The sequence below is a fragment of the Amycolatopsis sp. NPDC051716 genome (genome assembly GCF_040681595.1).
Lineage (GTDB): Bacteria > Actinomycetota > Actinomycetes > Mycobacteriales > Pseudonocardiaceae > Amycolatopsis.
Genome location: NZ_JBFAZA010000038.1, coordinates 1 through 22517, shown reverse-complemented (window position 1 = coordinate 22517; position 22517 = coordinate 1). Strand labels below are relative to the sequence as shown.

Annotated in this window: 21 protein-coding genes and 1 pseudogene; 17 read left to right on the top strand and 5 right to left on the bottom strand. The window is 72.6% G+C overall.

All coding sequences use genetic code 11. The features are described 5' to 3' along the window. Positions 1 to 8: 8 nt before the first annotated feature. From AB0M30_RS38110 to AB0M30_RS38095, 4 genes are all read left to right on the top strand, one after another. Positions 9 to 656 carry a response regulator transcription factor gene (locus tag AB0M30_RS38110; protein WP_364594531.1) on the top strand — a complete coding sequence of 216 codons (648 nt, stop codon included), beginning with the start codon at positions 9 to 11 and terminating at the stop codon, positions 654 to 656. 71 nt (positions 657 to 727) lie between these two features. Beyond that, the gene (locus tag AB0M30_RS38105; RefSeq protein ID WP_364594528.1) at positions 728 to 1126 is read left to right on the top strand and encodes an ATP-binding protein; all 399 of its coding nucleotides are present in this window, start codon (positions 728 to 730) and stop codon (positions 1124 to 1126) included. Between the two features lie 51 nt (positions 1127 to 1177). After that, the gene (locus AB0M30_RS38100) at positions 1178 to 2599 is read left to right on the top strand and encodes a PAS domain S-box protein (protein WP_364594525.1); all 1422 of its coding nucleotides are present in this window, start codon (positions 1178 to 1180) and stop codon (positions 2597 to 2599) included. After that, positions 2596 to 2976 carry a response regulator transcription factor gene (locus tag AB0M30_RS38095; protein ID WP_364594522.1) on the top strand — a complete coding sequence of 127 codons (381 nt, stop codon included), beginning with the start codon at positions 2596 to 2598 and terminating at the stop codon, positions 2974 to 2976. Before AB0M30_RS38100 ends, AB0M30_RS38095 begins: the two co-directional genes overlap by 4 nt. Before the next feature lie 4 nt (positions 2977 to 2980). Here the strand turns inward: AB0M30_RS38095 and AB0M30_RS38090 are convergent, their stop codons facing one another. Beyond that, entirely contained in the window at positions 2981 to 3370 is a 390-nt protein-coding gene (locus AB0M30_RS38090) for an STAS domain-containing protein (protein WP_364594519.1), read from the bottom strand. Positions 3371 to 3612: 242 nt separating this feature from the next. Between AB0M30_RS38090 and AB0M30_RS38085 the strand changes: the two genes are divergently transcribed. Together AB0M30_RS38085 and AB0M30_RS38080 are read left to right on the top strand one after the other, a co-directional pair. Further along, complete coding sequence (locus tag AB0M30_RS38085) at positions 3613 to 3921, top strand: DUF4326 domain-containing protein (protein ID WP_364594725.1); 309 nt, start codon at positions 3613 to 3615, stop codon at positions 3919 to 3921. A 49-nt stretch (positions 3922 to 3970) separates the two neighbouring features. Then, entirely contained in the window at positions 3971 to 6541 is a 2571-nt protein-coding gene (locus AB0M30_RS38080) for a hypothetical protein (protein ID WP_364594516.1), read from the top strand. 93 nt (positions 6542 to 6634) lie between these two features. Here AB0M30_RS38080 and AB0M30_RS38075 read toward each other — a convergent pair whose 3' ends face one another. After that, on the bottom strand, positions 6635 to 7309 hold the full coding sequence (locus tag AB0M30_RS38075) for a class I SAM-dependent methyltransferase (protein WP_364594513.1): 675 nt from the start codon (positions 7307 to 7309) through the stop codon (positions 6635 to 6637). A 181-nt stretch (positions 7310 to 7490) separates the two neighbouring features. Continuing rightward, positions 7491 to 8936, bottom strand: coding sequence for a phenylacetate--CoA ligase family protein (locus tag AB0M30_RS38070; protein WP_364594510.1), 1446 nt, complete (start codon positions 8934 to 8936; stop codon positions 7491 to 7493). Positions 8937 to 8964: 28 nt separating this feature from the next. On the opposite strand from AB0M30_RS38070, the gene AB0M30_RS38065 reads away from it, so the two are divergent. The 9 genes from AB0M30_RS38065 (at position 8965) to AB0M30_RS38025 (ending at position 18460) form a co-directional block, all read left to right on the top strand. After that, entirely contained in the window at positions 8965 to 9453 is a 489-nt protein-coding gene (locus AB0M30_RS38065; protein WP_364594507.1) for a MarR family transcriptional regulator, read from the top strand. Between the two features lie 1224 nt (positions 9454 to 10677). Next, entirely contained in the window at positions 10678 to 11385 is a 708-nt protein-coding gene (locus AB0M30_RS38060; RefSeq protein ID WP_364594504.1) for a hypothetical protein, read from the top strand. Between the two features lie 113 nt (positions 11386 to 11498). Next, a complete protein-coding gene (locus AB0M30_RS38055; protein WP_360181118.1) occupies positions 11499 to 11792 on the top strand; it encodes a DUF1883 domain-containing protein in 294 nt (97 codons plus the stop codon). Positions 11793 to 11890: 98 nt separating this feature from the next. Further along, positions 11891 to 12367 (top strand): MSMEG_6728 family protein, encoded by a 477-nt coding sequence (locus tag AB0M30_RS38050; protein WP_364594722.1) that lies wholly within the window; start codon positions 11891 to 11893, stop codon positions 12365 to 12367. 343 nt (positions 12368 to 12710) lie between these two features. Next, positions 12711 to 15254: a DUF5127 domain-containing protein gene (locus tag AB0M30_RS38045; RefSeq protein ID WP_364594501.1), complete on the top strand. Its 2544-nt coding sequence runs from the start codon at positions 12711 to 12713 to the stop codon at positions 15252 to 15254. A gap of 22 nt (positions 15255 to 15276) precedes the next feature. Next, complete coding sequence (locus AB0M30_RS38040) at positions 15277 to 16425, top strand: type III PLP-dependent enzyme (protein ID WP_364594498.1); 1149 nt, start codon at positions 15277 to 15279, stop codon at positions 16423 to 16425. Then, the gene (speD, locus tag AB0M30_RS38035) at positions 16418 to 16777 is read left to right on the top strand and encodes an adenosylmethionine decarboxylase (protein WP_091311046.1); all 360 of its coding nucleotides are present in this window, start codon (positions 16418 to 16420) and stop codon (positions 16775 to 16777) included. Before AB0M30_RS38040 ends, speD begins: the two co-directional genes overlap by 8 nt. Continuing rightward, on the top strand, positions 16777 to 17649 hold the full coding sequence (locus AB0M30_RS38030) for a spermidine synthase (RefSeq protein ID WP_364594495.1): 873 nt from the start codon (positions 16777 to 16779) through the stop codon (positions 17647 to 17649). Before speD ends, AB0M30_RS38030 begins: the two co-directional genes overlap by 1 nt. Before the next feature lie 184 nt (positions 17650 to 17833). After that, complete coding sequence (locus AB0M30_RS38025; protein ID WP_364594492.1) at positions 17834 to 18460, top strand: DUF4360 domain-containing protein; 627 nt, start codon at positions 17834 to 17836, stop codon at positions 18458 to 18460. Positions 18461 to 18548: 88 nt separating this feature from the next. Here AB0M30_RS38025 and AB0M30_RS38020 read toward each other — a convergent pair whose 3' ends face one another. Both AB0M30_RS38020 and AB0M30_RS38015 read right to left on the bottom strand, forming a co-directional pair. Then, on the bottom strand, positions 18549 to 18854 hold the full coding sequence (locus tag AB0M30_RS38020; RefSeq protein WP_364594489.1) for a hypothetical protein: 306 nt from the start codon (positions 18852 to 18854) through the stop codon (positions 18549 to 18551). Between the two features lie 274 nt (positions 18855 to 19128). After that, positions 19129 to 19560, bottom strand: a complete 432-nt coding sequence (locus AB0M30_RS38015; RefSeq protein ID WP_364594486.1) for a MarR family transcriptional regulator — start codon at positions 19558 to 19560, stop codon at positions 19129 to 19131. Positions 19561 to 19637: 77 nt separating this feature from the next. Here AB0M30_RS38015 and AB0M30_RS38010 point away from each other — a divergent pair, with 77 nt between their 5' ends. Both AB0M30_RS38010 and AB0M30_RS38005 read left to right on the top strand, forming a co-directional pair. Continuing rightward, on the top strand, positions 19638 to 21701 hold the full coding sequence (locus AB0M30_RS38010; RefSeq protein WP_364594483.1) for an MMPL family transporter: 2064 nt from the start codon (positions 19638 to 19640) through the stop codon (positions 21699 to 21701). A gap of 20 nt (positions 21702 to 21721) precedes the next feature. Beyond that, positions 21722 to 22378 (top strand): annotated as a pseudogene (locus AB0M30_RS38005) (DDE-type integrase/transposase/recombinase); the annotation flags it as partial. Between the last annotated feature and the right edge of the window lie 139 nt (positions 22379 to 22517).

Below are 22517 nucleotides of genomic sequence, written 5' to 3'. Positions count from 1 at the left end.
GGAACACCGTGAGCAGCGCCGATGAGCCCCGTCCCGTCCGGGTCCTGCTGGTGGAGGACCACGACATGGTCGCGGAGGCGCTGCAGCTGGCCCTCGACCGCGCCGACGGGATCACCGTGGTCGGCCGGGCGCGTTCCCGGGCGGAGGCGGTGACCTACGCGAGCGAGCACGCCCCGGACGTCGTGGTGCTGGACCGGCGGCTCGCCGACGGTGACGCCATCGGCGTCATCGCGCAGCTCGATGCGGGGGGTGCGCGGGTGCTGGTGCTGACCGGTGACGCGACGCCCGCGGTCGCCGTGCAGGTCGCCAAGGCGGGCGGCGCGGGGCTGCTGCTGAAGTCCGCCCAGCTCGGCGTGCTGGAATCCGCGGTGCGGGACGTGGCCGCCGGTGGCGTGGTCTTCGACCCGGAGCTGCTGCCCGGCGTCTTCGACCGGCTCGCCGGCCGGGGCCTTGGCGCGGGCGCGGCGCTCACCGCGCGGGAACGCGAAACCCTCGACCTGCTCGCCGAAGGCGCCACCACCGACGAGATCGGCCGCCGGCTGGGCGTCTCCCGCAACACCACGCGCAACCACGTGCAGCGCGTGCTGGAGAAGCTCGGCGCGCGGTCGAAGCTCGAAGCCGTCGCGGTGGCCCGCCGGGAGGGCCTCATCGGCTGATGCACCTGCATCAGCCGGGTGGGGGCTTTTGCATCTCGCGCCGCCCGGTGCCCGGCGAGCAGGCTGGCAGCGTGAACATCCCAGGCCCGCTGACCGCGGAATGCGTGCTGACCGACTCGACGGGCGGCCTGGCCATCGCTCGCCGGTTCACCCGGCTCGTCCTGCTCGCCTGGACCGCCGCCGTCGCCATCGACGACGCGCTGCTGGTCGTCACCGAGCTCGCGGCCAACGCGCTGCGCCACGGCGGTGGTGACCCGGTCCTGCGGCTGAGCGTGGACGGCGCGGACGTCCGCGTCGAAGTCTTCGACGACAACCCGGCCCCGCCGGTCCGGCGGCCCGCGGGGGCCGACGGCGGCTGGGGTCTCGTGCTCGTCGACCGCCTGTCCTCGGTGCGCGGGACCGCCCGTCACGGCCGCGGGAAGGTGGTCTGGTGCGTCCTGCCCGCCACGGCCGCCGAGTTCGCGGGCTGAGCCGCGGCCGGTGGTCGTGCCGGGCGGCCGGCGATCCGGCAGAGTTGCCGCATGGACGACGACCGGTTCCGCCTGCTGGTGCAGGGAGTACTGGACTACGGGATCTTCATGCTGGACACCGAGGGCCGGATCTCGACGTGGAACGCGGGGGCCCAGCGCATCAAGGGGTATGCGGCCGCGGAGATCATCGGGCAGCATTTTTCGGTGTTCTACCCGGCTGAGGACGTGGCGGCGGGGAAGCCGGCGCGGGAGCTGGAGGTCGCGGTCGAGCAGGGTCGGCTGGAGGACGAGGGGTGGCGGCTGCGCAAGGACGGCACGCGGTTCTGGGCGAATGTGGTGATCACGGCGTTGTACGACGAGCAGGGGCGGTTGCACGGCTTCGGGAAGGTCACCCGGGACGTGACCGAACGCCGCACGGCCGAGCTGGCGCTGCGGGAGAGCGAAGAACGGTTCCGCCTGCTCGTCCAGAGCGTCCAGGACTACGGCATCTTCATGCTGGACACCGGGGGACACATTTCGAGCTGGAACGCCGGCGCCCAGCGCATCAAGGGGTACACGGCCGCGGAGATCATCGGGCAGCATTTTTCGGTGTTCTACCCGGCTGAGGACGTGGCGGCGGGGAAGCCGGCGCGGGAGCTGGAGGTCGCGGTCGAGCAGGGTCGGCTGGAGGACGAGGGGTGGCGGCTGCGGAAAGACGGCACGCGGTTCTGGGCGAATGTGGTGATCACGGCGTTGTACGACGAGCACGGGCGGTTGCACGGCTTCGGGAAGGTCACCCGCGACATGACCGAACGCCGCAACGCCGAGCAGGCCCTGCGCGAACGCCGCCGGCTGGTCGGGCACCTCGTCGAGGCCCAGGAGGTGGAGCGGCGCCGGATCGCCTGGGACGTCCACGACGAGTCGATCCAGTCCATGGTCGCCGTCGGCATGCGCCTGCAGCTGCTGGCCTCGCGGCTGCCGGAACCGCACGCGAGCGCCATCGGCACCCTCGACGAGTCGGTCACCGCCGCGGTCGCCCGGCTGCGCGGCCTGGTCTCCCGGCTGCGACCGCCGGAACTCGACCAGCAAGGCCTGGTCGAAGCGGTCTCCGCCTACACCGACGACGTCGCGGGCCGCTGGGGACTGGCGCACGAGGTGCGGGACGAGCTCACCGCCGAGCCGTCCCCCGAAGCGGCGATCACCGTGTACCGGATCTGCCAGGAGGCGCTCAGCAACGTCCACAAGCACGCGCGCGCCACCCGGGTCGGCGTCACACTGTCCACTGTGGACAACGGTACCCTGGTGCGGATCACCGACGACGGGGTCGGCACGGCCGGGGACGACGCCGGCGCCGGCCACTTCGGGCTGGTCGAGATGCACGAACGCGCCGAAGCCGCGCACGGCTGGCTCTCCGTGGACAGCAGGCCCGGCGTGGGCACCGTCGTCGAGTTCTGGCTCCCCCTGCTGCCCGACGCGACGGAGCTCGAACCGTGACCGAGCTGAGCGTGCTGATCTCCGACGACGACGGGATGATCCGGGACGTCCTGAAGGAGGTCCTGGACTCCGAGGCCGACATCGCCGTGGTCGGGGTGGCCGGCGACGCCGACGAGGCGATCCGGCTCGCCGAGCGGCTCCGGCCCGCGGTCGCCGTCCTCGACGTCCGGATGCCGGGCGGCGGCGGGGCGCGGGCGGCCCGCGAGATCGCCCGGCGCAGCCCGGGCACCGCCATCCTGGCCTTCTCCGCCTACGCCGACCGGGCCTCGATCGCCGGGCTCGCCGCGGCCGGGGTCACCGAGTACCTGGTGAAAGGCGTGCCGAACGCGGCGATCGTCGAAGCCGTCCGGCGGCTGGGCCGTCAGGCCGCCGGATGAGCGGTCACGGGACCGGGCGGACGTTCGCGACGCTGTCGAAGTCGGTCGGCAGCAGCGTGAACAGCCGCCGCACCGCGCGGGACCGCCCGGCGTCGACGGTGAGAAGGGCTCCGGCCGAGTCGGCGAGCAGCTGGGCGCGCAGCAGCGAGTTCAGCCCGGCGACGGAGAAGAACGTGACGCCGCGGAGGTCGATGACGAGTTCCCCGACATCGCCGTCGACGCGGTCCTGCAGGACCGCGTCGAGTCGGCGGGCGGTGCCGAGGTCGACCTCGCCGCTCACCTCGACGAGCAGGGTGCGGGTGCCGGTGGAACGCACGCGCACGGACATGTGGCCGCCGGCGGTCAGCCAGTCGGCGGTGAGCTGGTGGTCGGCCGAGCGTGGTTCCGGAACCATCGCGACACACCCTTTCATCGGGCAGCGGGAGCGGACCGGACGTTGCGGGCCGGGGATGCCGGACGTGAGGCAGCCTGCCGGCCCGGGCGCGGAACGTCCGGCAGCGGCTGACGGCTCAGCCGTGAGCCTTCAGCATAGTGCATCTGCACTAGATGAACCATCGGGTGTAACCGGATGGAGAGGTACTCGGTGGACAACGGACGACCGGGGTCACCGGAGGTGACGCCGTGCCGGAGGGCCGCATGCCGACCACGGTCGTCAACCTGAAGGGTCACCGGGATGATCCCGGCTACGCCGACGTCGTCTACGTCGGGCGGGCCGTGCACCGCGGGGGCTGGCACCTCGCGGGGTCGAAGCTGGCCAGCCCGTTCCGGCCGGGTCCGGACGGCACGCGCGAGGACGTGGTCGCGAAGTACCGCGAGCACCTGCTGTCCCGGCCGGACTTGCTCGCGCTGCTGCCCGGGCTCCGCGGCCGCCGGCTCGGCTGCTGGTGCGTCCCCGCACCCTGCCACGCCCAGGTGATCGCCGAGCTCGCGGATAACGGGCCGTAACGCAACGCACTCCCTCTGCGAGTAATCTGACACGAGGGGGTGATCGCTGATGCACGCGCGTCGGCTCGGGGGTTTCGACCAGGCCGAACTGCCCGCTGCGCACCGGATCCGGTGGTGGCTGGCGGCGGTGGCGGCCGGGCTCGTCGCGGCCGGCTTCGCCGTCGTGCCGTACCTGCCGTTCTTCCAGGCCTGGACGTTCGTGCGCGACCCGAAGGTCGCCACCGTGATCACCTGGACCGTCCTGCAGACGTCCGTGGTGCTCGTCTCCGCCGTCCTGACGCTCTACTTCACCGGCAAGGCGCGGCTGGAGTCCGCCGCCTACCGGGCCAACCAGATCGACATCCGGGTGTTCGTCGACGAGCGGCCCGAAGGCAGCCACGACCGCGAGATCGACTCCGCCGTCGAGCTCACCGCCACCTTCAAGCGGTTCCTCAACGACTCCCGCCTCTACACCCCGACGCCGGTCCCGGGCGCCGGCAGCTCCTACGACTTCCTCCAGATCGTCGAGCACGCCGGCGACGCGGCGGAGGGCTGGTGGAAGGCCGTCACCAAGCTGATCCGGCTCGCCCAGCCCCCGGCCGCGTTCACCGTCACCGGCACCGTCCGGCCCGGCAACACCCCCGGCCGCCACCAGCTCATCCTGGAACTCGTGCGCGTCCCGCGCTTCGCCGCGAGCCCGCTGGTGATCGAGGACGCGAACTGGGCGCGCGTGCTGCACCGCGCGGCCAACTCCGTGGCCGCGCTGGTCATCCCGCGCAGCGCCTACGTCCGCACGAACATCCACTGGGCCGCCTGGCGCGGCGCGAAGATCCCGTGCGAGCTGTTCGACGCCTACCAGCGCGCCAATCACTTCATCGCCTACCGCCGCTACGACGAGGCCCTCGCCGAGTACTACCGCGCGGTCAGCCTCGACCCGGCCAACGTCTACATCCGGCTCGAGATCGCCGCCCTGCAGGAGCAGCTCGACCTGCACCTCGACGCCCTCGCCACCTACGACGACGTGATCACCGTCTGCAGCCGGGGACACCCGCGGCTGGCCCGCTGGTGGATCGGCCCCGACTTCGCCCGCCAGCCCCGCCACGCCGGTCGCGACCGCGACGTCGCCCTGCTCATCGCCCGCTACCGGCACGCCCTCGTGCTCGGCCACGGCGACTCCGTGGCCGGGTCCTGGTGGGTGCGCCGCACCACCGCGGGCGCCCCCGGCGACGCGCGGGCGCAGCGCCGCGCCGAACTGCGGGCGGCGATCGAGCTGCGCTTCCGCCGGTACGTCGACCTCGACGTCCGGACGCGGCCGTACGCGATCCCGCGGGAGAAGCGGCTCGAGCTGCACCGGCGCGTGCTGCGCGTGCCGGTCGAGGAACTCCTGGTCAGCGAGGCGACCCCGGCGCAGCTGGCTGAGTACAACCAGCGCGCCGCGGAGATGCGGTCGTACTTCGGCGCGCTGTCGCAGTACGAGATCGAACGGCTCATCGAGGACTACCGGCGGTTCGGCCGCCGCTGGCGCCGCAGCTGGCAGCAGCTGACGAACCGCGCGCTCGACCTGTCCCTGGTCTGGTCGGTGGTGCGGCGCGCGATGGCGGACGTCGAGCCGACCACCGGCGCGGTGCCCGAGCCCCAGCCCGCCTATCCCGGCAGCCGCGTCCGGCTGGCCGACGTCTGCCCGGACCGGCGCTGGCCGCCGGACCCGGGCGCGCTCGACGCCACCGTCGAAGCCGCCGGACCCCGCCGCTCGTGGGAAGAGTGCTACAACGCGGCGAGCGTGTACGCCGTGGCGATGCTCGAAGTCGGCCCGCGCGGCGAACGCGACCTGCGCGACCGCGCGCGCAACCCGCGCCTGCTCGGCGAATCGCGGGACGAGGTGGCCCGCCGCGCGGTCCGCGAGCTCTACCACGCGGCGACGATCAGCCACAGCGGGCGGCTGCCGGAGCGCCGTTCCTGGGTGATGGGGGAGGACCCCGACCTGGCGGCCCTGCGCGGGCACGAGCTGTTCCGGGTGTTCGAGATGGTGACGTTCTCGCCGGACCGCGCGGCACCGCTGCGGCCGCAACGCGCCCACGTCTGGGAGCAGGTCGGGTACGTCCGCCGGCTCGTCGCCGAGATCGCGGGCTGCCGGGCGCACTTCTGGCGCGTCCGGGCGCTCGACGAGGGCCCGCCGCCGGACGGCCGCACCGTCGACCGCTGGCGCTCGGCCGACCGCGACGCCTGGCGGAAGCTGGCGAACCTGGCGGCCGGGAAACAGGACTGGTACACGCGCTACCAGGCGATCTGCGCGTTCCGCGAGTGGGCGGCCGACTGCGGCTACCCGGGCTCGATCTCCGGCTTCCCGCGGTACTGCGAGGAAAGCCTGCACGCCCAGCTGCGCGGCGCGGCGGGCCCGCGCGCGAAGACCGGCCTCGACGCGAACATCGTCGTGCGCGAGTACGTCCGCCTGTGCGACCGCCGCCTGGACCACCTGGTGGCGGACGTGGCGGAACTCGAGCAGCCCCCGGGGGCGGCGGACGACTTCGCGGCCCGCGCGGAGCTGTGGGCGGCGCTGTGTTCGTGGTTCGACGACGACATCGCCGACGGCTCGTCGGCCGACGAGCGCCGCGAACGGTTTCGCAAGCTTGCGCGTCCTTAGCGCGTCGGCAGCCGACGGCGCCCGGTCCGGTCCGAACTGGACCGGTCCGAACTGGACCGGTCCGAACTGGACCGGACCGGACCGGGCCGCCGGTCAGGCGGCGTCGCGGTAGAGGCTGGTCACCTCGCGGATTTCCGCCGCTCGCCGCTGCTGGACCTGCTCGAAGAAGCGGTCGTTGCGGATCTGGGTGGTGCGGTGGCGCCGGGACCGCCCGGCCTCACGCCGGAACACCGAGATGCAGTCGGTGAAGTCGGTGCCGCCCCACGGGATCAGCTCCTGGGCGACGCACCGCAGGCCGGCCGCCGCCGAGAACCGCTGGAACTTGGCGGCCGACATGCTCGTCGCGCGCCAGTGCTCGTTCCCGATCGTGAGCTCCCCGGTCTTCTGATCCCGGTAGGAGTCCATGTTGGAATGGTGGAAGACGCCGGTGCCGCCGGGCCGCAACTTGCGGCCGAGCTGCGCCAGGTAGCCTTCGATCACGTCATCTTCGACGTGGATCAAGGAATCCCAGCTGAACACGAAGTCGATCGTGTCGTCGGCGACCATGTCGAGTGATCGTCCGTCGTTCACGTGGTATTCGACGTTTTCGTGGTCCGCGAAGCGCTTTTTGCAGGCTTCGATGCACGGCTCGGCGAGGTCGACCAAGGTCAGCTTCGCGCTGGCGGGCAGGAGGAACTGCGTCGCGCGGCCGAACCCGGGCGCGATCTCCAGGGTGTGCGCCGACGGCAGGAAGGGACTGATCCTCGGCTGAATCGCCCACGACCACATGCTCTCGGTGCCGCCGTAGCCGACCGACCATTCATCACCCTGGCCGGACCATTCGTAGTTCGCCCAGCGGTGGTGGTTTTCCTCGACGCTCGGAATGAGATCGCCCCCTGCGTGACGGCATGCGGATCTCCGGGCGACGACCCGGTGATCCGCGCAGGATAGCCATCGGCCGGAAGTAGCGCTAGGACGGTCGCGTATAGCGGTGCTTGACGCCGGCCGGGAAGTACTCCGGGTCGCCGGCCGGGCGCAGGACGACGTCCGGCAGCTGCCGCTCCGCCGGGACGTAGTGCGCGAACTCGCTGTTCAGCCGGACCAGCTGGGCCCGCACGGCCGCCGCGATCCGGCCGGCGTCGGCGGTGGCGCCCGGCGCCGTCTCGACGGTGACGCGCAGCCGGCGGTCGCGGTCGGCGTCCTCGACCGACTCGATGACGAACTTGCCCGTCACCGTGTCGCTGATGCCGGGCTGCTCCAGGCCGACGGTGACGTTCTCCGGGTAGACGTTCGCGCCGAAGAACGACACCGTGAACAGCGAGCGGCCGAACACGTACACGAACGGCAGCTCCGGACCCGGCGGCGGGGTGAAGCCGTGCCGGGCGCAGTGGGCGAGCAGCTCGGCGTGCGGCAGGACCCCGCCGTCGTCGGCGATGTGGTAGCGGATCAGCGGGATGCCGCCGTCCGCCGAGAAGACGAGGGTGCCCTCGTGCGCCTCGAAGAACCGGCTCGCCGGGTCGTACTGCACCAGCGTCGGCAGGCGCGCGTCGCCGAAGACCTCGCGGGCCGGCTCCGGGTGGCCGGCGAAGAACCGCCGGATGCTCGCCGAAAGCGGGGTTTCGGTGCCGAGCACCCCCGCGTCGGCCGTCCCGTACAGCGACGCGATGTCGCGGACCGGGTCGGCGATCCCGGCGCGCCGGGCCACCAGCTCCCGCCACTGCTCGCTGAACACCTCGCCCGCCAGCACCAGCTTGATCGCGTACGCGGGCCAGTCGACGCCTTCGGCCAGGCCGGTGTCGACGACGTCCTTGACGAACGGCGGATAGCCCAGCAGCACCACCTGGTCGAAGTGCGGGGCGAGCTCGGGCAGTACCCGCAGGATCTCCGCCTTGTTGTTGCCGGGCGCCACGACGGTGATCGGGGCACCCTTGGCGGCCAGGTGCCGCACACACGCCGTGGTGAACAGGCCGCCGACCCAGGTGCCGAGCGGGAAGCAGACGACGGCGAGGGTGCGGCGCCGATCGGCGCCGAAGGCGTCGACCAGCACCTGCTCGAAGCGGCGGGCGACGTGCAGTTCGTCCTCGAGCGCCCGCGGCCAGACGGTCGGATGGCCGCTGGAGCCCGAGGAGACGGCGATCATGTCGAGCTCGTCGAACGTGCCGCCGCGGCACAGTTCGGGCAGCGGGTACTTCCGGTGGTAGCCGGCCTTGTCGGTCAGGGGCAGCCGCGCGAAGTCGGCCATCGTGTGCACGGTCTGCGGCTCGATCCCGTGTTCCCGCAGGAACTTCCGGTACGCGGGCACGGTTTCGGCGGTGCGGTGGAAGAGCTCGAGGACGTGGTCGTCCGACGGCGGTTCCGCGGCCCCGAAGAAGGTGTCGAACGCCTGCCGCACGCGCGTCTGCCGACCGAGGTCCATGATCGGAGCATAGCGGCGGCCGCGTGTCATGATGGGCGCCGTGAGCACCTCCGCCCAGGAGCACCCCGCCGGCGCGCCGTTGACCCTTTACCTGGTCAAACGGCTCGAGCTGGTGATCAGGGCCCTGCTCGACGACGCCCTGCGGCCGCTCGGGCTCACCACGCTGCAGTACACGGCGCTGACCGTGCTCGAAGCCAGCGGCGCGCTGTCCTCGGCGCAGCTGGCCCGCCGGTCGTTCCTGCGGCCGCAGACCATGCACGAAATGGTGCTGACACTGGAAAAGCGCGGCCTGATCGCGCGGACTCCCAAAGCGGGCAACAAGCGGGTCCTGCTGGCCGGCCTCACCGACGCCGGACGCGAGTTGCTCGCGGGGTGCGCGCCGGCGGTCGTGGAGCTGGAAAACGCGCTCCTGGCCGACCTGAGCCCGGGCCAGCGCGCGACGTTCCGCGAAGGCCTGCAGCACGGCGTCACGGCGCTCGGCACGCTCTCGGGACAGCGGCGGGCGCAGGAAGCTTGAATTCGGCGGAGGTATCGCCGAGCGGTCACCCGGTCCATCGACCTCACCCGACTGGAGTCTCGATTCGGTTTCGCGACTAGGCCGGAAGAGTGGTCGCGCCGGACGGCCCGTAGCAGGGGTGTGACCCGCGGCGTTGGAGGGTACGTCCCAGGCCTGTTCTCATCGTGGAGGTTCGCCGACGTGACCCGGGCTCGCGAGGTGGGCGGCGCGTCCGTCGCCGCTCGCCGGCTGCTGGTGCTGGCGGGAGCCGTGGCGGGCTTCTGGCTGGTGTCATGGCTGACGTCCGGCAACGCCGACGCGGCGCCCTCGGGCGTGCCTGGGGCCGTCGATCCGATCGGGGCGGTGGTGGGTGTGCTGGCCCCGCCGGACCATGCCTCGCAGGCGAAGGTCGATGCTGTGCCCCGGGGCGGGCAACGGGCGGCCACTCGGCTCTCGCGACCGGTCGCTGATGCGGTGGCGGCTGCGCGGCCGGATTCGCGCGCGGGCAAGGCGCTGGTGCCTCCTGGAACGGCGAGCGGGCCGGTGACGCGCGCCGCTGGAGTGGCTGCTGCGCCTGGCGCTTCGGGTGCGGCTGCTGTGGCGCCGGTGTCGAGAGTGGTGCGTTCGGCTGTCCCGGTGGCGCGGGCTGCGGGGGTGGTTGCCTCGTCGCTGCGTGAGACCACTGCCGCGGTTGTGGAGCCGGTGTCGGGAGTTGTGCGTGCTGCGCAGCCGGTGGCGCGAGCTGTTGGGCTGGTTGCCGCGCCGTTGCGTGAGACCACCGCCGCCGTTGTGCCGCAGGTGTCGAGGGTGGCGGGTTCGGCTGCGCCGGTGGCGCGGGCTGCGGGGGTGGTTGCCTCGCCGTTGCGTGAGACCACTGCCGCGGTTGTGGAGCCGGTGTCGGGAGTTGTGCGTGCCGCGCAGCCGGTGGCGCGAGCTGTTGGGCTGGTTGCCGCGCCGCTGCGCGAGACCACCGCCGCCGTTGTGCCGCAGGTGTCGAGGGTGGCGGGTTCGGCTGCGCCGGTGGCGCGTGTCGTCGGGACGGTTACCGCGCCGCTGCGTGAGACCACTGCCTCGGTTGTGGAGCCGGTGTCCGGGGTCGTGAGCTCGGCTGCGCCGGTGGCGCGTGTCGTTGGGGCGGTTGCCTCGCCGTTGCGCGGAACCACTGCCGCCGTTCTAGCGCCGGTGTCGGGAACCGTGCGTGCTGCCGGGCCCGTGACTCGAGCCGTGGGGGCGGTGGTCGCTCCGGTGAGCGCGACCGCCGGTGCCGTTGCCGGGCCTGTGGTGCGCTCGGCCGTGCCGGTGATCGAGCCCGTCGCGAGCGCCGCGAAGGCGCTGCTCTCCCCGCTGGCCAAGACCGCCGCCGCGGTCGTCGAACCGCTCGTTGCCGCGCCCTTGACCGGGCTCGTCGACGCCCTGGGCAGCGTCGTGGCGCCCGTCGCCCGGCCCGTGCTCGGCACCGCTTCTCCCGCCCTGACCGACCTCCTCACCCCGGGCGCCGGGGCTCCGGTGGCCGAGTTCGCCGCGGCGCCCGAGGCCGGCTTCGCCGTGCAGGCCGTGCTCCCGCTCGCCCGGGTGGTGACCAGCCCGCCGGCCAACCAGCAGCTCGTTCCCACCGTGGCCGGCGGCCCCGCGGCCGCCGACGCGCAGGCGCAGCCAGTCAGTCCCGCCTGCGCCCGGGCAACCGCGACCGCCGCCACCGCCGAAGCCGGTCCGCACCGAGGTGCGGCTCGCCACCCCGCCTCCCGGCTCGGCGGCCACCGTCCCGGGCAACCCCCGGCGCATCCCGGCGTGCCGGTGTCCTCCTCCGACGTCGTCTCCGGCGGCGGCTCGAGCTTCCCGCCCGCCTTCCTGGCCGCGGGTCACGTTCCGCACCACTTCCGGGCGTCCCCCTGGACGCACGGGGACTTCGTGCCGCTGTGGCGGCCCTCCGAACCGGGCACCGGGCCCGGTTAGTCGCGTTCCGATCTTCCGCCGTCGTGTGCTGCGCGGCGCGATCCGCGCTGCCCGCGACCGTCGTACTCGAATCGAACAACCACGCGTGGAAGAGGGACGAAATGGAAGCGAGCGTGTTCGACCTGGGAAAGGTGCGAAGAGACGCGGTGGTCACCGTCCGCCTGGACGCGATGGCCAACGTCAGGCTGCTGACCGCGGTCAACTTCCAGGCCTACCGGCGCCGGCAGTACTACCGGATGCACGGCGGGGTGGCCACCGCACCGATGTTCAAGATCCACATTCCGGCCAACGCCCACTGGTTCCTGGTGATCGACGTCGAGGGCCTCGAAGCCCGGCCCCTGCGCCCGCGGGTGAGCGTCGAACCGGAAGCGGCCGTCACGACCCGGGGGTCCAGCGGCCCCCGGTGACCGTCGCCTTCGCGGCCCCGCACCCGCGGTCGGGGCCGCGGCCGGCGCGGGCGGATCTTGCCCGCATCGGCGGGCGGGCGCCGGGGTACCCGGCCCGGATGCAGACGTTCCTGCCGTGCGCCGACTTCACCGCCAGCGCCCGCACGCTCGACCGCCGCCGGCTCGGCAAGCAGCGCGTGGAGACGCTCCAGGTGCTGCGCGCGCTCGTCGTGCCCGGCTACGGCTGGCGCCACCACCCGGCGGCGAAGATGTGGACCGGGTACGAGGAGGCGTTGACGCGGTATGGCCTCGAGGTCTGCGCGGTGTGGTGCGAGCTGGGCGCGGCGGACACGTGCGCGGGGAAGCTGGGGGAGGAGTTCACCCGATCGGTGGGCAGTCGCGAGGTCCGCACGCAGGCCGAGCTCACGGCGGCGGGTGACGTGCCGCCGTGGCTGGGCGACGAAGCGCTCCACCGCAGCCACCAGTCGGCGCTGGTGCGGAAGGACCCGGACCACTACGGCCCGCGGTTCCCGGGAGTGCCGCCGGACTTGCCGTACGTGTGGCCGCCCTCGGACCGCCCGAGCCGGACGGCTTGAGCAACCGCGGCGGCCGGTGTCTGAAGCCGCCCAGGGGCACTTGCACCGGGGGCGGCCGCGCGGCCCGGGTCCGGTCCGCTCGGCCGCTGCCGCCCGCGAGCGGCATCGAGACCGAGCCGGCGCCTGAAGCCGCCCAGGGGCACTTGCACCGGAGCAGCCCGAGCGGCCCGAGCCCAGCCCGCTCGGCCGCCCCCACCCGCGAGCAGGCAGCAAAACCGCACCGGACCTGTGGCTCCGCTGGTCCGCACCCCGGACCCACCGACCCTTCGGCGGATTTACAACGTTGTACCAACGATGTAAAAAAGTCCCTGCCCGGCTCGCCCGCCGTTGGAAGGGGCCACCGATGTCCTCCCGAGAACGCGATCACCTCACCCGCCGCGATCTGCTCCGGCTCGCCGGGGGCACCGCCGCCGCCGTCGCCGCCGCTCTCTGGCTGCCCGGGACCGCCGCTGCCGCCGGGACCTTCAGCCCGATCCGGCCGCCCGCCACCCCGCTGATCGTCCGCTCGCCCTACCTGTCGACCTGGCAGGCCGCCGACACCCTCCCCGGCACCTGGTCGAGCTTCTGGACCGGGCACGTCACCGCGCTGTGCGGCCTCGCGCGCATCGACGGCGCCGCCTACGTCTTCGCCGGCGCGCCCGCCCTGCCGTCCGGGCCGGCCCTGACCCCGATGACGCAGGTGAGCCTGCAGGTCACCGGCACCCGCTCGAGCTACGTGCTCACCGGCGGCGGCGTGAACCTCACCGTCACGTTCTTCTCCCCGGTCGACCCGGCCAACCTGCAACGCCAGTGCGTCCCGTTCGGGTACGTCACGATCCAGGCCGCGAGCGCCGACGGCCGCGCGCACGCCGTCGACCTGCACTTCGACACCTCCGCCGAGTGGGTGCACGGCAACTCCGCCACCCCGGTCACCTGGCAGCAGCAGCAAGCATCCGGCTACACCCTGCTCAGCTGCACCCCGGCGAGCCCGGGCGTGCTGCAGGAAAACGGCGACCAGGCGAGCTGGGGCTCGCTCGTGCTGGCCGCGCCGGCGGCCGGCGTCAGCTGGCAGATCGGGCCGGACACCGTCGTGCGGGCCGCGTCGGCGGGCCAGGGCGCCCTGGGCAACACCAGCGACACCGCGCAGCCACGCGCGATCAACGACCGCTGGCCGGTGCTGGCGTTCAACAAGAACCTCGGCACGATCCCGGCCGGCGGCACGGCGACCCCGTTCACCCTCGCGATCGGGCACGTCCGCACGCCTGCCGTCCGCTACCTCGGCACCGAGCTGCGCCCCTGGTGGACGCACTACTGGGGCAGCTGGCAAGACATGGTGGTGTGGTTCGCGAACGACTACGCCGCCGCGCTGTCGGCCGCCACCGCGATCGACCAGCGGCTGCACGACGACGCCGTCGCCGCGGCCGGGGGCGGCGGTACCGGCGAGCACTACGCCGGGATCTGCGCGCTCGCCCTGCGCCAGGCGTTCGGCGGCACGGAGCTGGTCGACCGGGGCGGCGCGCCTTGGGCGTTCCTCAAGGAGATCTCCTCGAACGGCAACATGTCCACAGTGGACGTCACCTATCCGGCGTTCCCCGCCTACCTCTACCTCTCGCCCACCTACCTGCGGCTGCTGCTGGAGCCCCTGCTCGACTACGCCGAGCGCGGCGGCTGGCCGATGGCGTTCGCCGAACACGACCTCGGCACGCACTACCCGGACGCGACCGGGCACAACGACGGCAACGAGGAGAGCATGCCGGTCGAGGAGTCGGCGAACCTGCTGATCATGGCGGCCGCCCTGGTGCAGCGGCTGCCCGCGGCGGAGGCGAGCGCGTTCGTCACCGCGCACTACCGGATCCTCCGGCAGTGGGCGGAGTACCTGGTCGGCAACACCCTCGACCCCGGCTTCCAGAACCAGACCGACGACTTCACCGGGTTCATCGCCCACAGCGCGAACCTCGCGCTCAAGGGGATCATCGGCATCGGGGCGATGGGGGTGCTCGCCGCCGCGACCGGCAACGCGGCCGACGTGCAGCGATACCGGTCGATCTCCCGCGGCTACGTCAGCCAGTGGGTGACGCTCGCCGAGGACGGCCAGCACCTGCGCCTCGCCTACGACCAGCCGGGCACCTGGAGCCTGAAGTACAACGGCTTCGCCGACCGCGTGCTCGGCCTCGACCTGGTCCCGGTCGGCGTCGCGGCGCAGGAGGCCGCCTGGTACCAGGCCCGCGCGGGCGCCCACGGCGTCGTGCTCGACCCGCGCAACAACTACACGAAGGCCGACTGGGAGCTGTGGACCGCGGCGTGGCTGACCGACCAGCCGAACATCCGCACCACCCTCGTCGAGGGCGTCTACAGCTACGCGAACACCACGCCCCAGCGCGTGCCGTTCAGCGACTGGTACGTCGTCGCCGACGCCACCCAGCGCGGCTTCCAGGCCCGCCCGGTCGCCGGCGGCTACCTGGCGCTGCTGACCCGCCCGGCCGCGTCGACGACCGTGTGGCGGAAGCTGCAGAACCAGCGGTCGGGCAAGGTCCTGGCCGTCTCGAACATGTCCCTGGGCGACATCGTCGAGGTGACGCAGTGGTCGGACAACGGCACCGCCGACCACCTCTGGGCCGTCGTGGACAGCGGCGACGGCACGGTCCGGATCGTCAACCGCAACAGCGGCAAGGTCCTCGCCGTGCACGACCAGAGCCTCGACAACGGCGCCCACGTCCAGCAGTACCAGGACAACGGCACCCCCGACCACAACTGGCGGATCGTCGACGCCGGCGACGGCTGGTCGAAGCTCGTCAACGTCCGCAGCGGCAAGGTGCTGGCGGTCGACCAGCAGTCCACGGCGGACGGCGCGCAGGTCACCCAGTGGGACGACAACGGGTCGCCGGACCACCTCTGGCGGTTCGTCTGACGCCGTTTGCGACACTGGCGCCGTGTGCGCCGACTTCACCCGGATCCGCCGCTTCCTCGAGGAGCGCGACCCGCCGACGCCGTGCCTGGTCGTCGACACCGACGCCGTCGCGGCCCGGGCGGCGGAGTTCGGCGCGGCGTTCCCCGGCGCGCTGATCCGGTACGCGGTCAAGGCCAACCCGGCGCCGCCGGTGCTCGACGCGCTGGTGGCGGCCGGGATCGGCTTCGACGTGGCCGGGCCGGCGGAGCTCGAGCTGTGCCTCGCCCGCGGCGCCGGCCCGGGGGAGATCGCCTACGGGAACCCGATCAAGAAACCGCGGGACATCGCCTTCGCGTTCGAACGCGGCGTCCGCGAGTTCACTTCGGACGCGCCCGCCGACGTCGACCACCTGGGCCGGTACGCGCCGGGCGCGGCGGTGTCGATCCGCATCGTGCTCGACGCGCCGGCGTCGGCGACGCCGTTCGGCCGGAAGTTCGGCTGCGCCCCGGCCGAGGCCCTCGACCTGGTGCTGCGCGCGGCCGCGCTGGGGCTGCGGCCCGGGATCGCCTTCCACGTCGGCTCGCAGCAACCGGACGTCACCGCCTGGGAGATCGGGGTCGCCACGGCGGCCAAGCTGTTCGCCGAGGCCGCGGCGCACGGCGTCGAGATGACGCGGCTCAACCTCGGTGGCGGCTTCGCCACCGCCCACCGCACCGCCGTCCCGTCCTTGGCCGCGTACGCGGCGACGATCGGGGCGGCGCTCGACTCGGCCTTCCCGGCCGGGCGCCCGGAAGTGCTGCTCGAGCCCGGGCGCGTCCTCGTCGCGGACGCCGGCCTGCTGCGGACCGAGGTCGTGCTGGTCGCCGACCGGGACGGCCGGCGCTGGGTGTACCTCGACATCGGCCGCTACAACGGCCTTGCCGAGGCCGAGAACGAAGCGATCGCCTACCGCTTCGAGCCGGTGGGCGGGCACGACGGCCCGAGCGGGCCGGTGGTGCTCGCCGGCCCCACCTGCGACGGCGACGACGTGCTCTACCAGCGGACGCGGTACGCACTGCCCCGCTCGCTGCGGACCGGTGACCGGCTCGACCTGCCGGGCACCGGGGCCTACACCGCGAGCTACGCGTCGGTGGCGTTCAACGGGATCGAGCCGCTGCGCACGTACTGCGTCGGGCGGTGGGGAGATGCCTGACGTCGGCCGGTTCACCGGGCGCCACGTGCTCGCCGAGCTGCACGGCGTCGACCCGGGCCTGCTCGACGACCCGGTGCGCCTCGGGGAGCTGCTGCGGGCCGCGGTGACGGAAGCGGGCGCGACGGTCCTCGACGTCGTGGCGCAGCGGTTCGCGCCCCAGGGCGCCACGGTGATCGCGCTGCTGGCCGAGTCGCACGCGTCCGTCCACACCTACCCGGAGCACGGGTCGCTCTTCGCCGACGTGTTCACCTGCGGGGAACGCGCCGATCCCGAGCACGCCCTGCGGCTGCTGGCGACCTCGCTGCACGCCGCTTCGGTCCACCTGTCGGTCCTCCACCGGGGAGAACGCTGATGCCCCTGATCCACGAACCGGTCGGCGACGGCCTCACCCGCGTCTGGGAGGTCGGTGACGTGCGGTTCCACGAGCGCACGCCGTACCAGGAGGTGCTGATCGGGACGACGGCGCAAGGGGGTTCGCTGTTCTGCGACGGCGAGCGCCAGAGCACCGAAGCCAGCCAGCTGGTGTACCACGAAGCCCTGATGGTGCCCGCGCTGCTGCTGGCCGAGCGGGTGCGCCGGGTGCTCGTCGTCGGCTCGAGCGAGGGGGTCGCGAGCCAGCTCGCGGTCGCCGCCGGTGCTTCGCTGGTCGACCACGTGGACATCGACGCCGACGCCGTCCGCGCCTGCGCCGAGCACCTGCCCTACGGCTACACCCCCGCGGAGCTGGCGCGGGCCGAACGCGGCGACGGGCCGGTCCGGGTGTCCTATGCGGACGGCTGGGCGTTCCTCGCCGCGGCCGAGAGCCGGGGCGAGCACTACGACGTGATCGTCATCGACCTCCCCGACGAGAACACCGATCCGGAGGCCCAGCACAATCGCTTGTACGGCACGGACTTCCTCGCCCGCTGCGCGCGCCTGCTGGCGCCGGGCGGGGTGGTGACCTGCCAGGCGGGCTGCCCGACGCTGTGGCGCAACGAGACGCTGCGGGCATCCTGGCGGCGGTTCCGTGAGGTGTTCGGCGCGGTGCTGTACTTCGGCTCCGACGAACACGAATGGGCGTTCCTGTCCGGCCGCGCGGAACCGGTCGAGGACGCCGGCGCACTGGTGGCGCGGCGGTTCGCGGAGCGGGGGAGCGGGGCGGCGACGCTGGACGCCGAAGCGCTGCTCGGCGGATGTACCCCGCCCCGGTCCCTCCGCGTCGATGGTCTGAACCAGGCGTCTTGACCTTCGATTCCCCGAATATCGAGGCCTGGGAAAGGTGAATTAGCGGGAAATGGATTTCCCGCGCTCGCTGCGTGTTCGTGTTACTCCATTCAGTGGCCGTCGAAAAGGTTGCGATCGCGCTACGATCCTCTCCGCGCGCGATCATCATCACCACCAGGCACCGTGGCCCATTTGGAGGAGCGTCATGCTCGGTATGTCGGTCGTAGGCGCATTGATTCTGTCCACCCTCGTCGCTCCCGTCGATGCCACGGCGGATTCGGCCCCGAGCGAAAAGATCACGCTCGACATCAAGACGATCAACGGCTCCGGCTGCCCGGCGGGCACGGCCACCGCGTCGGCCGACGTCGCGTCCGACAACACCTCGTTCACGGTGCGCTACACGAACTTCACCGCGAAGGCCGGCGGCGGCGTGTCCGCGCTCGAAGGCCGGAAGAACTGCCAGATCAACGTGCTCGTCCACGTGCCGCAAGGATTCACGTACGCGATCGCCGAGGTGGAGTACCGCGGCTTCGCGCACATCGAGAGCGGGGCGAGCGCGCTCGAGCAAGCCAACTACTACTTCACCGGGACGTCGCCGACCGCCCGGGTGCGGCACACCTTCCCCGGCCCGTTCCACGGCGTGTGGCGGGCCACCGACACCACCGACGTGGCCGAGCTGGTGTTCGCCCCGTGCGGGGAGAGCCGCAACCTGAACATCAATGCGGAACTGCGGGCGGACGCCGGTTCCTCGGCCGGTGGCAGTTACATCGAAATGGATTCCGAACACGCGAGCGTGGACACGATTTACCACTTCGCGTGGAAGACCTGCTGAATTAGGGCGGTCATTGCCGAGGCGCCCGCTCGCCGGCTGAGGGCTTTGGCCGGTGAGCGGGTTTGCCGTACCCCATTAGCGGTGCCCCTCAGACGTGGGTGACCAGTAACGTCACGCCCGCCTCGCCGCCGCAGTCGACGAACACCGGCCCCACTCCGTTGCCGATGTGCCCGGCCACGTTCGCCGTGGCCACGAACCGGTCCGGCCCGGACTCGAGGATCCGGATGTTTTCCAGTGCGGGCCGGTCGGGAAACCCGCCGAGCACGGACTTCAGTCCGGTGCCTCCGCCGCAGGTCCCGGTGATCGTCACTTCCTGGCCCCGGTGCGTGGTGGGATTCGGGCTCACCCGCACCGTGGCTCGCGCGCCCTTCGGCGGCTGGTTTTCGTGCGTCATCGCTGCCTCCCTCGTGCCCGGTTCTCCGCGAACCGGAGCTACCCGGTCAGTCGGTGAAGGGGTGCTCGAGGTTCTCTCCGGTGGAGAGTGAGACGCGGATCACGCGAGAGAGCGGGCCCGCTCAGCTCGGGGCCGCACCGGGTTCGGTCTCGGCGCTCGGCGCCAAGCGGAACCGGCGTTCGAACCGCTCCATCAGAACGGTGGCGATCAGGACGGCCACTGGGGTGCTCACCGCGATCCACATGTAGGAAGAGCTACCCAGCACCGCGTGCTCTCAATCGCCCGCGGACAGCCGGGTGATCAGATCCAGCAGGCCGGCGCGGAACGCGTCGTCGTCGCCGAGGCCGCCGAGCAGCGCGGGTTCGGCCCGCACGGCCCGCTCGTGCACGGCCCGGCCCGGCGCGGTCAGCCGGGTCAGCTGGCGGCGGCCGTCGGCCGGGTCCGCGGCCCGGCTGACGAAGCCGGCCTTGGCCAGGCGGTCGAGGGTGCGGCTCATCGTCTGGTCGGTCACCTGGCAGCGCTGGGCCAGCGTCCGCTGGGGGAGCGGGCCGTCACGCAGCGTGTGCAGCGCGATGAGACCCGCGTGGGTGAGGCCCATGCCGTCGAGCACGGCCACCCAGCGTTGTTCCACCAGCCGCGCGGCCACCGCCAGCAGCCGGCCGGTCGGCCAGGTGCCGAGGTCGGGTTCGGGGGTTGTGCTCACCATCACTCCGGGTCGTCGTGCAAAATGTTCAGCTTGCTGAACAATTGGGCGTGTTCGCGCCTGAAGGGACCTTAGCGACCATGAACGAGAACCCGCGCCGCCTCCGCTGGCTGATCCCCGCCCTGCTGGTGATCGCCTGGCTCGGCCTGGGCGGGTTCGGCGGGCCGTTCGCCGGCAAGCTCAGCGAGGTCGCGAAGAACGACAACGCCGCCTTCCTACCGCGCTCGGCCGAGGCCACGGAGGTCGCCGACGAGCAGAAGGCGTTCACCCCGCGCCAGGTGCTGCCCGCCACCGTCGTCGCCGAGCGCACGAGCGGCCTGACCGCCGCGGACCGGCAGTTCCTCGACGTCAAGGCGCAGGAGCTGGCGCGCGTGCCCGGGGTGGCCGGTCCGCTCGGCAAACCGGAGCAGGCGCCGCGGGACGACCAGGCCGCGCAGCTCGCCGTGCCGATCTTCGCCGACGGCAACCCCGCCGACGTCGTCAAGGAGGTCCGGGCGCGCCTCGGCGGCGCTCCGGACGGCCTGACCGTGCTCGTCACCGGGCCGGCCGGGCAGATCGCCGACCTGGTCAAGGCCTTCGGCGGCATCGACGGGATCCTGCTGCTCGTCGCCGGCGGCGTGGTCGCGCTGATCCTCGTCGCGGTCTACCGCAGCCCGCTGCTGCCGTTCCTGGTGCTGCTGTCGGCCGTGTTCGCCCTCGGCCTCGCCAGCCTCGTCGTCTACCTGCTGGCGAAGCACGACGTCCTCGCGCTCAACGGCCAGAGCCAGGGCATCCTCTCGATCCTCGTCTTCGGCGCGGCGACCGACTACGCGCTCCTGCTGGTGGCGCGGTTCCGCGAGCAGCTGCGCGACACGCCGAGCCGGTTCGACGCCGTGAAGCTCGCCTGGCGCGCCACGCTCGAACCGATCGCGGCGTCGGCGGGCACCGTCGTGCTCGGCGTGCTGTGCCTGCTGTTCAGCAACCTCAACTCCAACAAGGGGCTGGGCCCGGTCGCGGCGATCGGCATCGGCGCCGCGCTGCTGGCGTCCACCACGTTCCTGCCGGCCGCGCTGGCCCTGTGCGGCCGTGGTGCGTTCTGGCCGTTCAAGCCGGCACTGGGCTCGCCGCACCCGGAGACGGCCGGGATCTGGGGCCGGGTGGCGCGCCTGGTCGGCCGCCGGCCGCGCACGGTCTGGGTGGTGACGGCCCTGGTGCTGGGGATCGGCGTCGCGTTCCTGCCGCAGCTCAAGGCGTCCGGCACCGCGCAGTCGGACGTCTTCCTGACCGAGGTCGAATCGGGGACGGGCCAGGACATTCTCGGCCGCCACTTCCCGGGCGGCCTCGGCGCACCCGCGATCACGATCGCCGACGCCGGCGCGCTGCCGGCGGTCCTGAAGGCGTCCACAATAGACGGAGTGGCGCAGTCCTTCCCGTTGCCGGGCCCCGGAGGCCGCCCCAAGGAGGTCGGTGGCCGCGTCCAGATCCTTTCGGTGCTGACGGACCCGGCGGACTCGGAAGCGGCGGTCGCCACCGTCGCCCGCCTGCGCGACGCGGTGCACGCGGTCCCGGAGGCGAACGCCAAGGTGGGCGGCCCGACCGCGATCCAGCTGGACACCCAGCAGACGTCGAAGCGCGACCGCGCGCTGATCATCCCGATCGTGCTGCTGGTGATCTTCCTGGTCCTGGCTCTGCTGTTGCGATCGTTGTTGGCGCCCCTGCTGCTCATCGCCACGGTGGTGCTGTCGTTCGCGGCGACGATGGGCGTGTCGGCGCTGGTGTTCAACCACATCTTCGGCTTCCCGGGCGCGGACCCGGTGGTGCCGCTGTTCGGGTTCGTGTTCCTGGTGGCGCTGGGGATCGACTACAACATCTTCCTGATGACCCGGGTGCGGGAGGAGGCCCTGACGCGGGGAACGCGGGCCGGGACGTTGCGCGGGCTGTCGCTGACGGGCGGGGTGATCACCTCGGCCGGCGTGGTGCTGGCGGCGACGTTTTCGGCGCTTGCGGTGATCCCGATCCTGTTCCTGGCCCAGATCGCGTTCATCGTCGCGTTCGGCGTGCTGCTGGACACCCTGCTGGTGCGGTCGCTGCTGGTGCCGGCGCTGACCGTCGACGTCGGGCGGCGCATCTGGTGGCCGTCGAAGCTGGCGCGCGGAGAAGCGTAGGGCGCGCCGGCTTGGCTGGGATGGCCGACCGCGGCTGCCGCCCGCACCACAGCCCGGCCCGCACCCCCGAACGGCTCGTGCGGGCAATCGTGCGGCTGCGGTGGCGCAAGCGGCTGGGCCAGTCCGGATCGGCGGCTGGCTCGGCCTGCCCGCATCCGCGGTGCACGCGATCCTGGTGCGCTGCCGGATCAACGGCGGCGGACCCCGGTTCGTCGGCCGCGCCCAAGGCGACCGCAACCGCGCCGCCACGCCGGGCGACCCCGGCATCGCCTACCACCGCCCCAAGATCGGGACCGGGTTCGCGCACACGGTGCTCGACGACCACTTCCGCGTCGACTACGCCGAAGTCCACGCTGATGAGACCGCCGCCACCGCCACCGCGGTGCTGCGGCGGACAGTGGCCTGGTTCGCCGTCCGGGGCGTCACCGTCGGGCGTGTGCTGTCGGACAACGGGTCGGCCTACAGGTCTCACGCCTGGCGTGACACCTGCACCAAACTGGCGATCACCCCGAAACGGACCCGGCCAGATTGGCCACAGACCCACGGGAAATCGAACGGTTCCACCGCACCATGGCCGAGGGATGGGCCTACGCCCGCATCTCCCGTCAGGAACCCTCCGGCGGACCGCGCTACCGGGATGGCCGCGCTTCTCCCATCACCACCGACCCCACAGCTAAACGGCGGCAAGCCGCCGGTTGACCAACTTCCCCGAGACACCGCAGCTAGTGTCGCGCGTCCGAAGTTCAGTGACAGCGGCCCGGTCCCCGAGCGCCCCAATGTGGCCTTGGTTGCGTTGAACGCACCCAAGGCGGCCTT

Bases quoted from the DNA above. Each gene is read 5' to 3' on its own strand.
- AB0M30_RS38100 (WP_364594525.1), top strand. From the start codon at position 1,178: ATGGACGACGACCGGTTCCGCCTGCTGGTGCAGGGAGTACTGGACTAC.
- AB0M30_RS38090 (WP_364594519.1), bottom strand. From the start codon at position 3,370: ATGGTTCCGGAACCACGCTCGGCCGACCACCAGCTCACCGCCGACTGG.
- AB0M30_RS38085 (WP_364594725.1), top strand. From the start codon at position 3,613: ATGCCGACCACGGTCGTCAACCTGAAGGGTCACCGGGATGATCCCGGC.
- AB0M30_RS38080 (WP_364594516.1), top strand. From the start codon at position 3,971: ATGCACGCGCGTCGGCTCGGGGGTTTCGACCAGGCCGAACTGCCCGCT.
- AB0M30_RS38075 (WP_364594513.1), bottom strand. From the start codon at position 7,309: ATGTGGTCGTGGGCGATTCAGCCGAGGATCAGTCCCTTCCTGCCGTCG.
- AB0M30_RS38070 (WP_364594510.1), bottom strand. From the start codon at position 8,936: ATGGACCTCGGTCGGCAGACGCGCGTGCGGCAGGCGTTCGACACCTTC.
- AB0M30_RS38065 (WP_364594507.1), top strand. From the start codon at position 8,965: ATGATGGGCGCCGTGAGCACCTCCGCCCAGGAGCACCCCGCCGGCGCG.
- AB0M30_RS38050 (WP_364594722.1), top strand. From the start codon at position 11,891: ATGCAGACGTTCCTGCCGTGCGCCGACTTCACCGCCAGCGCCCGCACG.
- AB0M30_RS38045 (WP_364594501.1), top strand. From the start codon at position 12,711: ATGTCCTCCCGAGAACGCGATCACCTCACCCGCCGCGATCTGCTCCGG.
- speD (WP_091311046.1), top strand. From the start codon at position 16,418: ATGCCTGACGTCGGCCGGTTCACCGGGCGCCACGTGCTCGCCGAGCTG.
- AB0M30_RS38030 (WP_364594495.1), top strand. From the start codon at position 16,777: ATGCCCCTGATCCACGAACCGGTCGGCGACGGCCTCACCCGCGTCTGG.
- AB0M30_RS38025 (WP_364594492.1), top strand. From the start codon at position 17,834: ATGCTCGGTATGTCGGTCGTAGGCGCATTGATTCTGTCCACCCTCGTC.
- AB0M30_RS38020 (WP_364594489.1), bottom strand. From the start codon at position 18,854: ATGACGCACGAAAACCAGCCGCCGAAGGGCGCGCGAGCCACGGTGCGG.
- AB0M30_RS38015 (WP_364594486.1), bottom strand. From the start codon at position 19,560: ATGGTGAGCACAACCCCCGAACCCGACCTCGGCACCTGGCCGACCGGC.
- AB0M30_RS38010 (WP_364594483.1), top strand. From the start codon at position 19,638: ATGAACGAGAACCCGCGCCGCCTCCGCTGGCTGATCCCCGCCCTGCTG.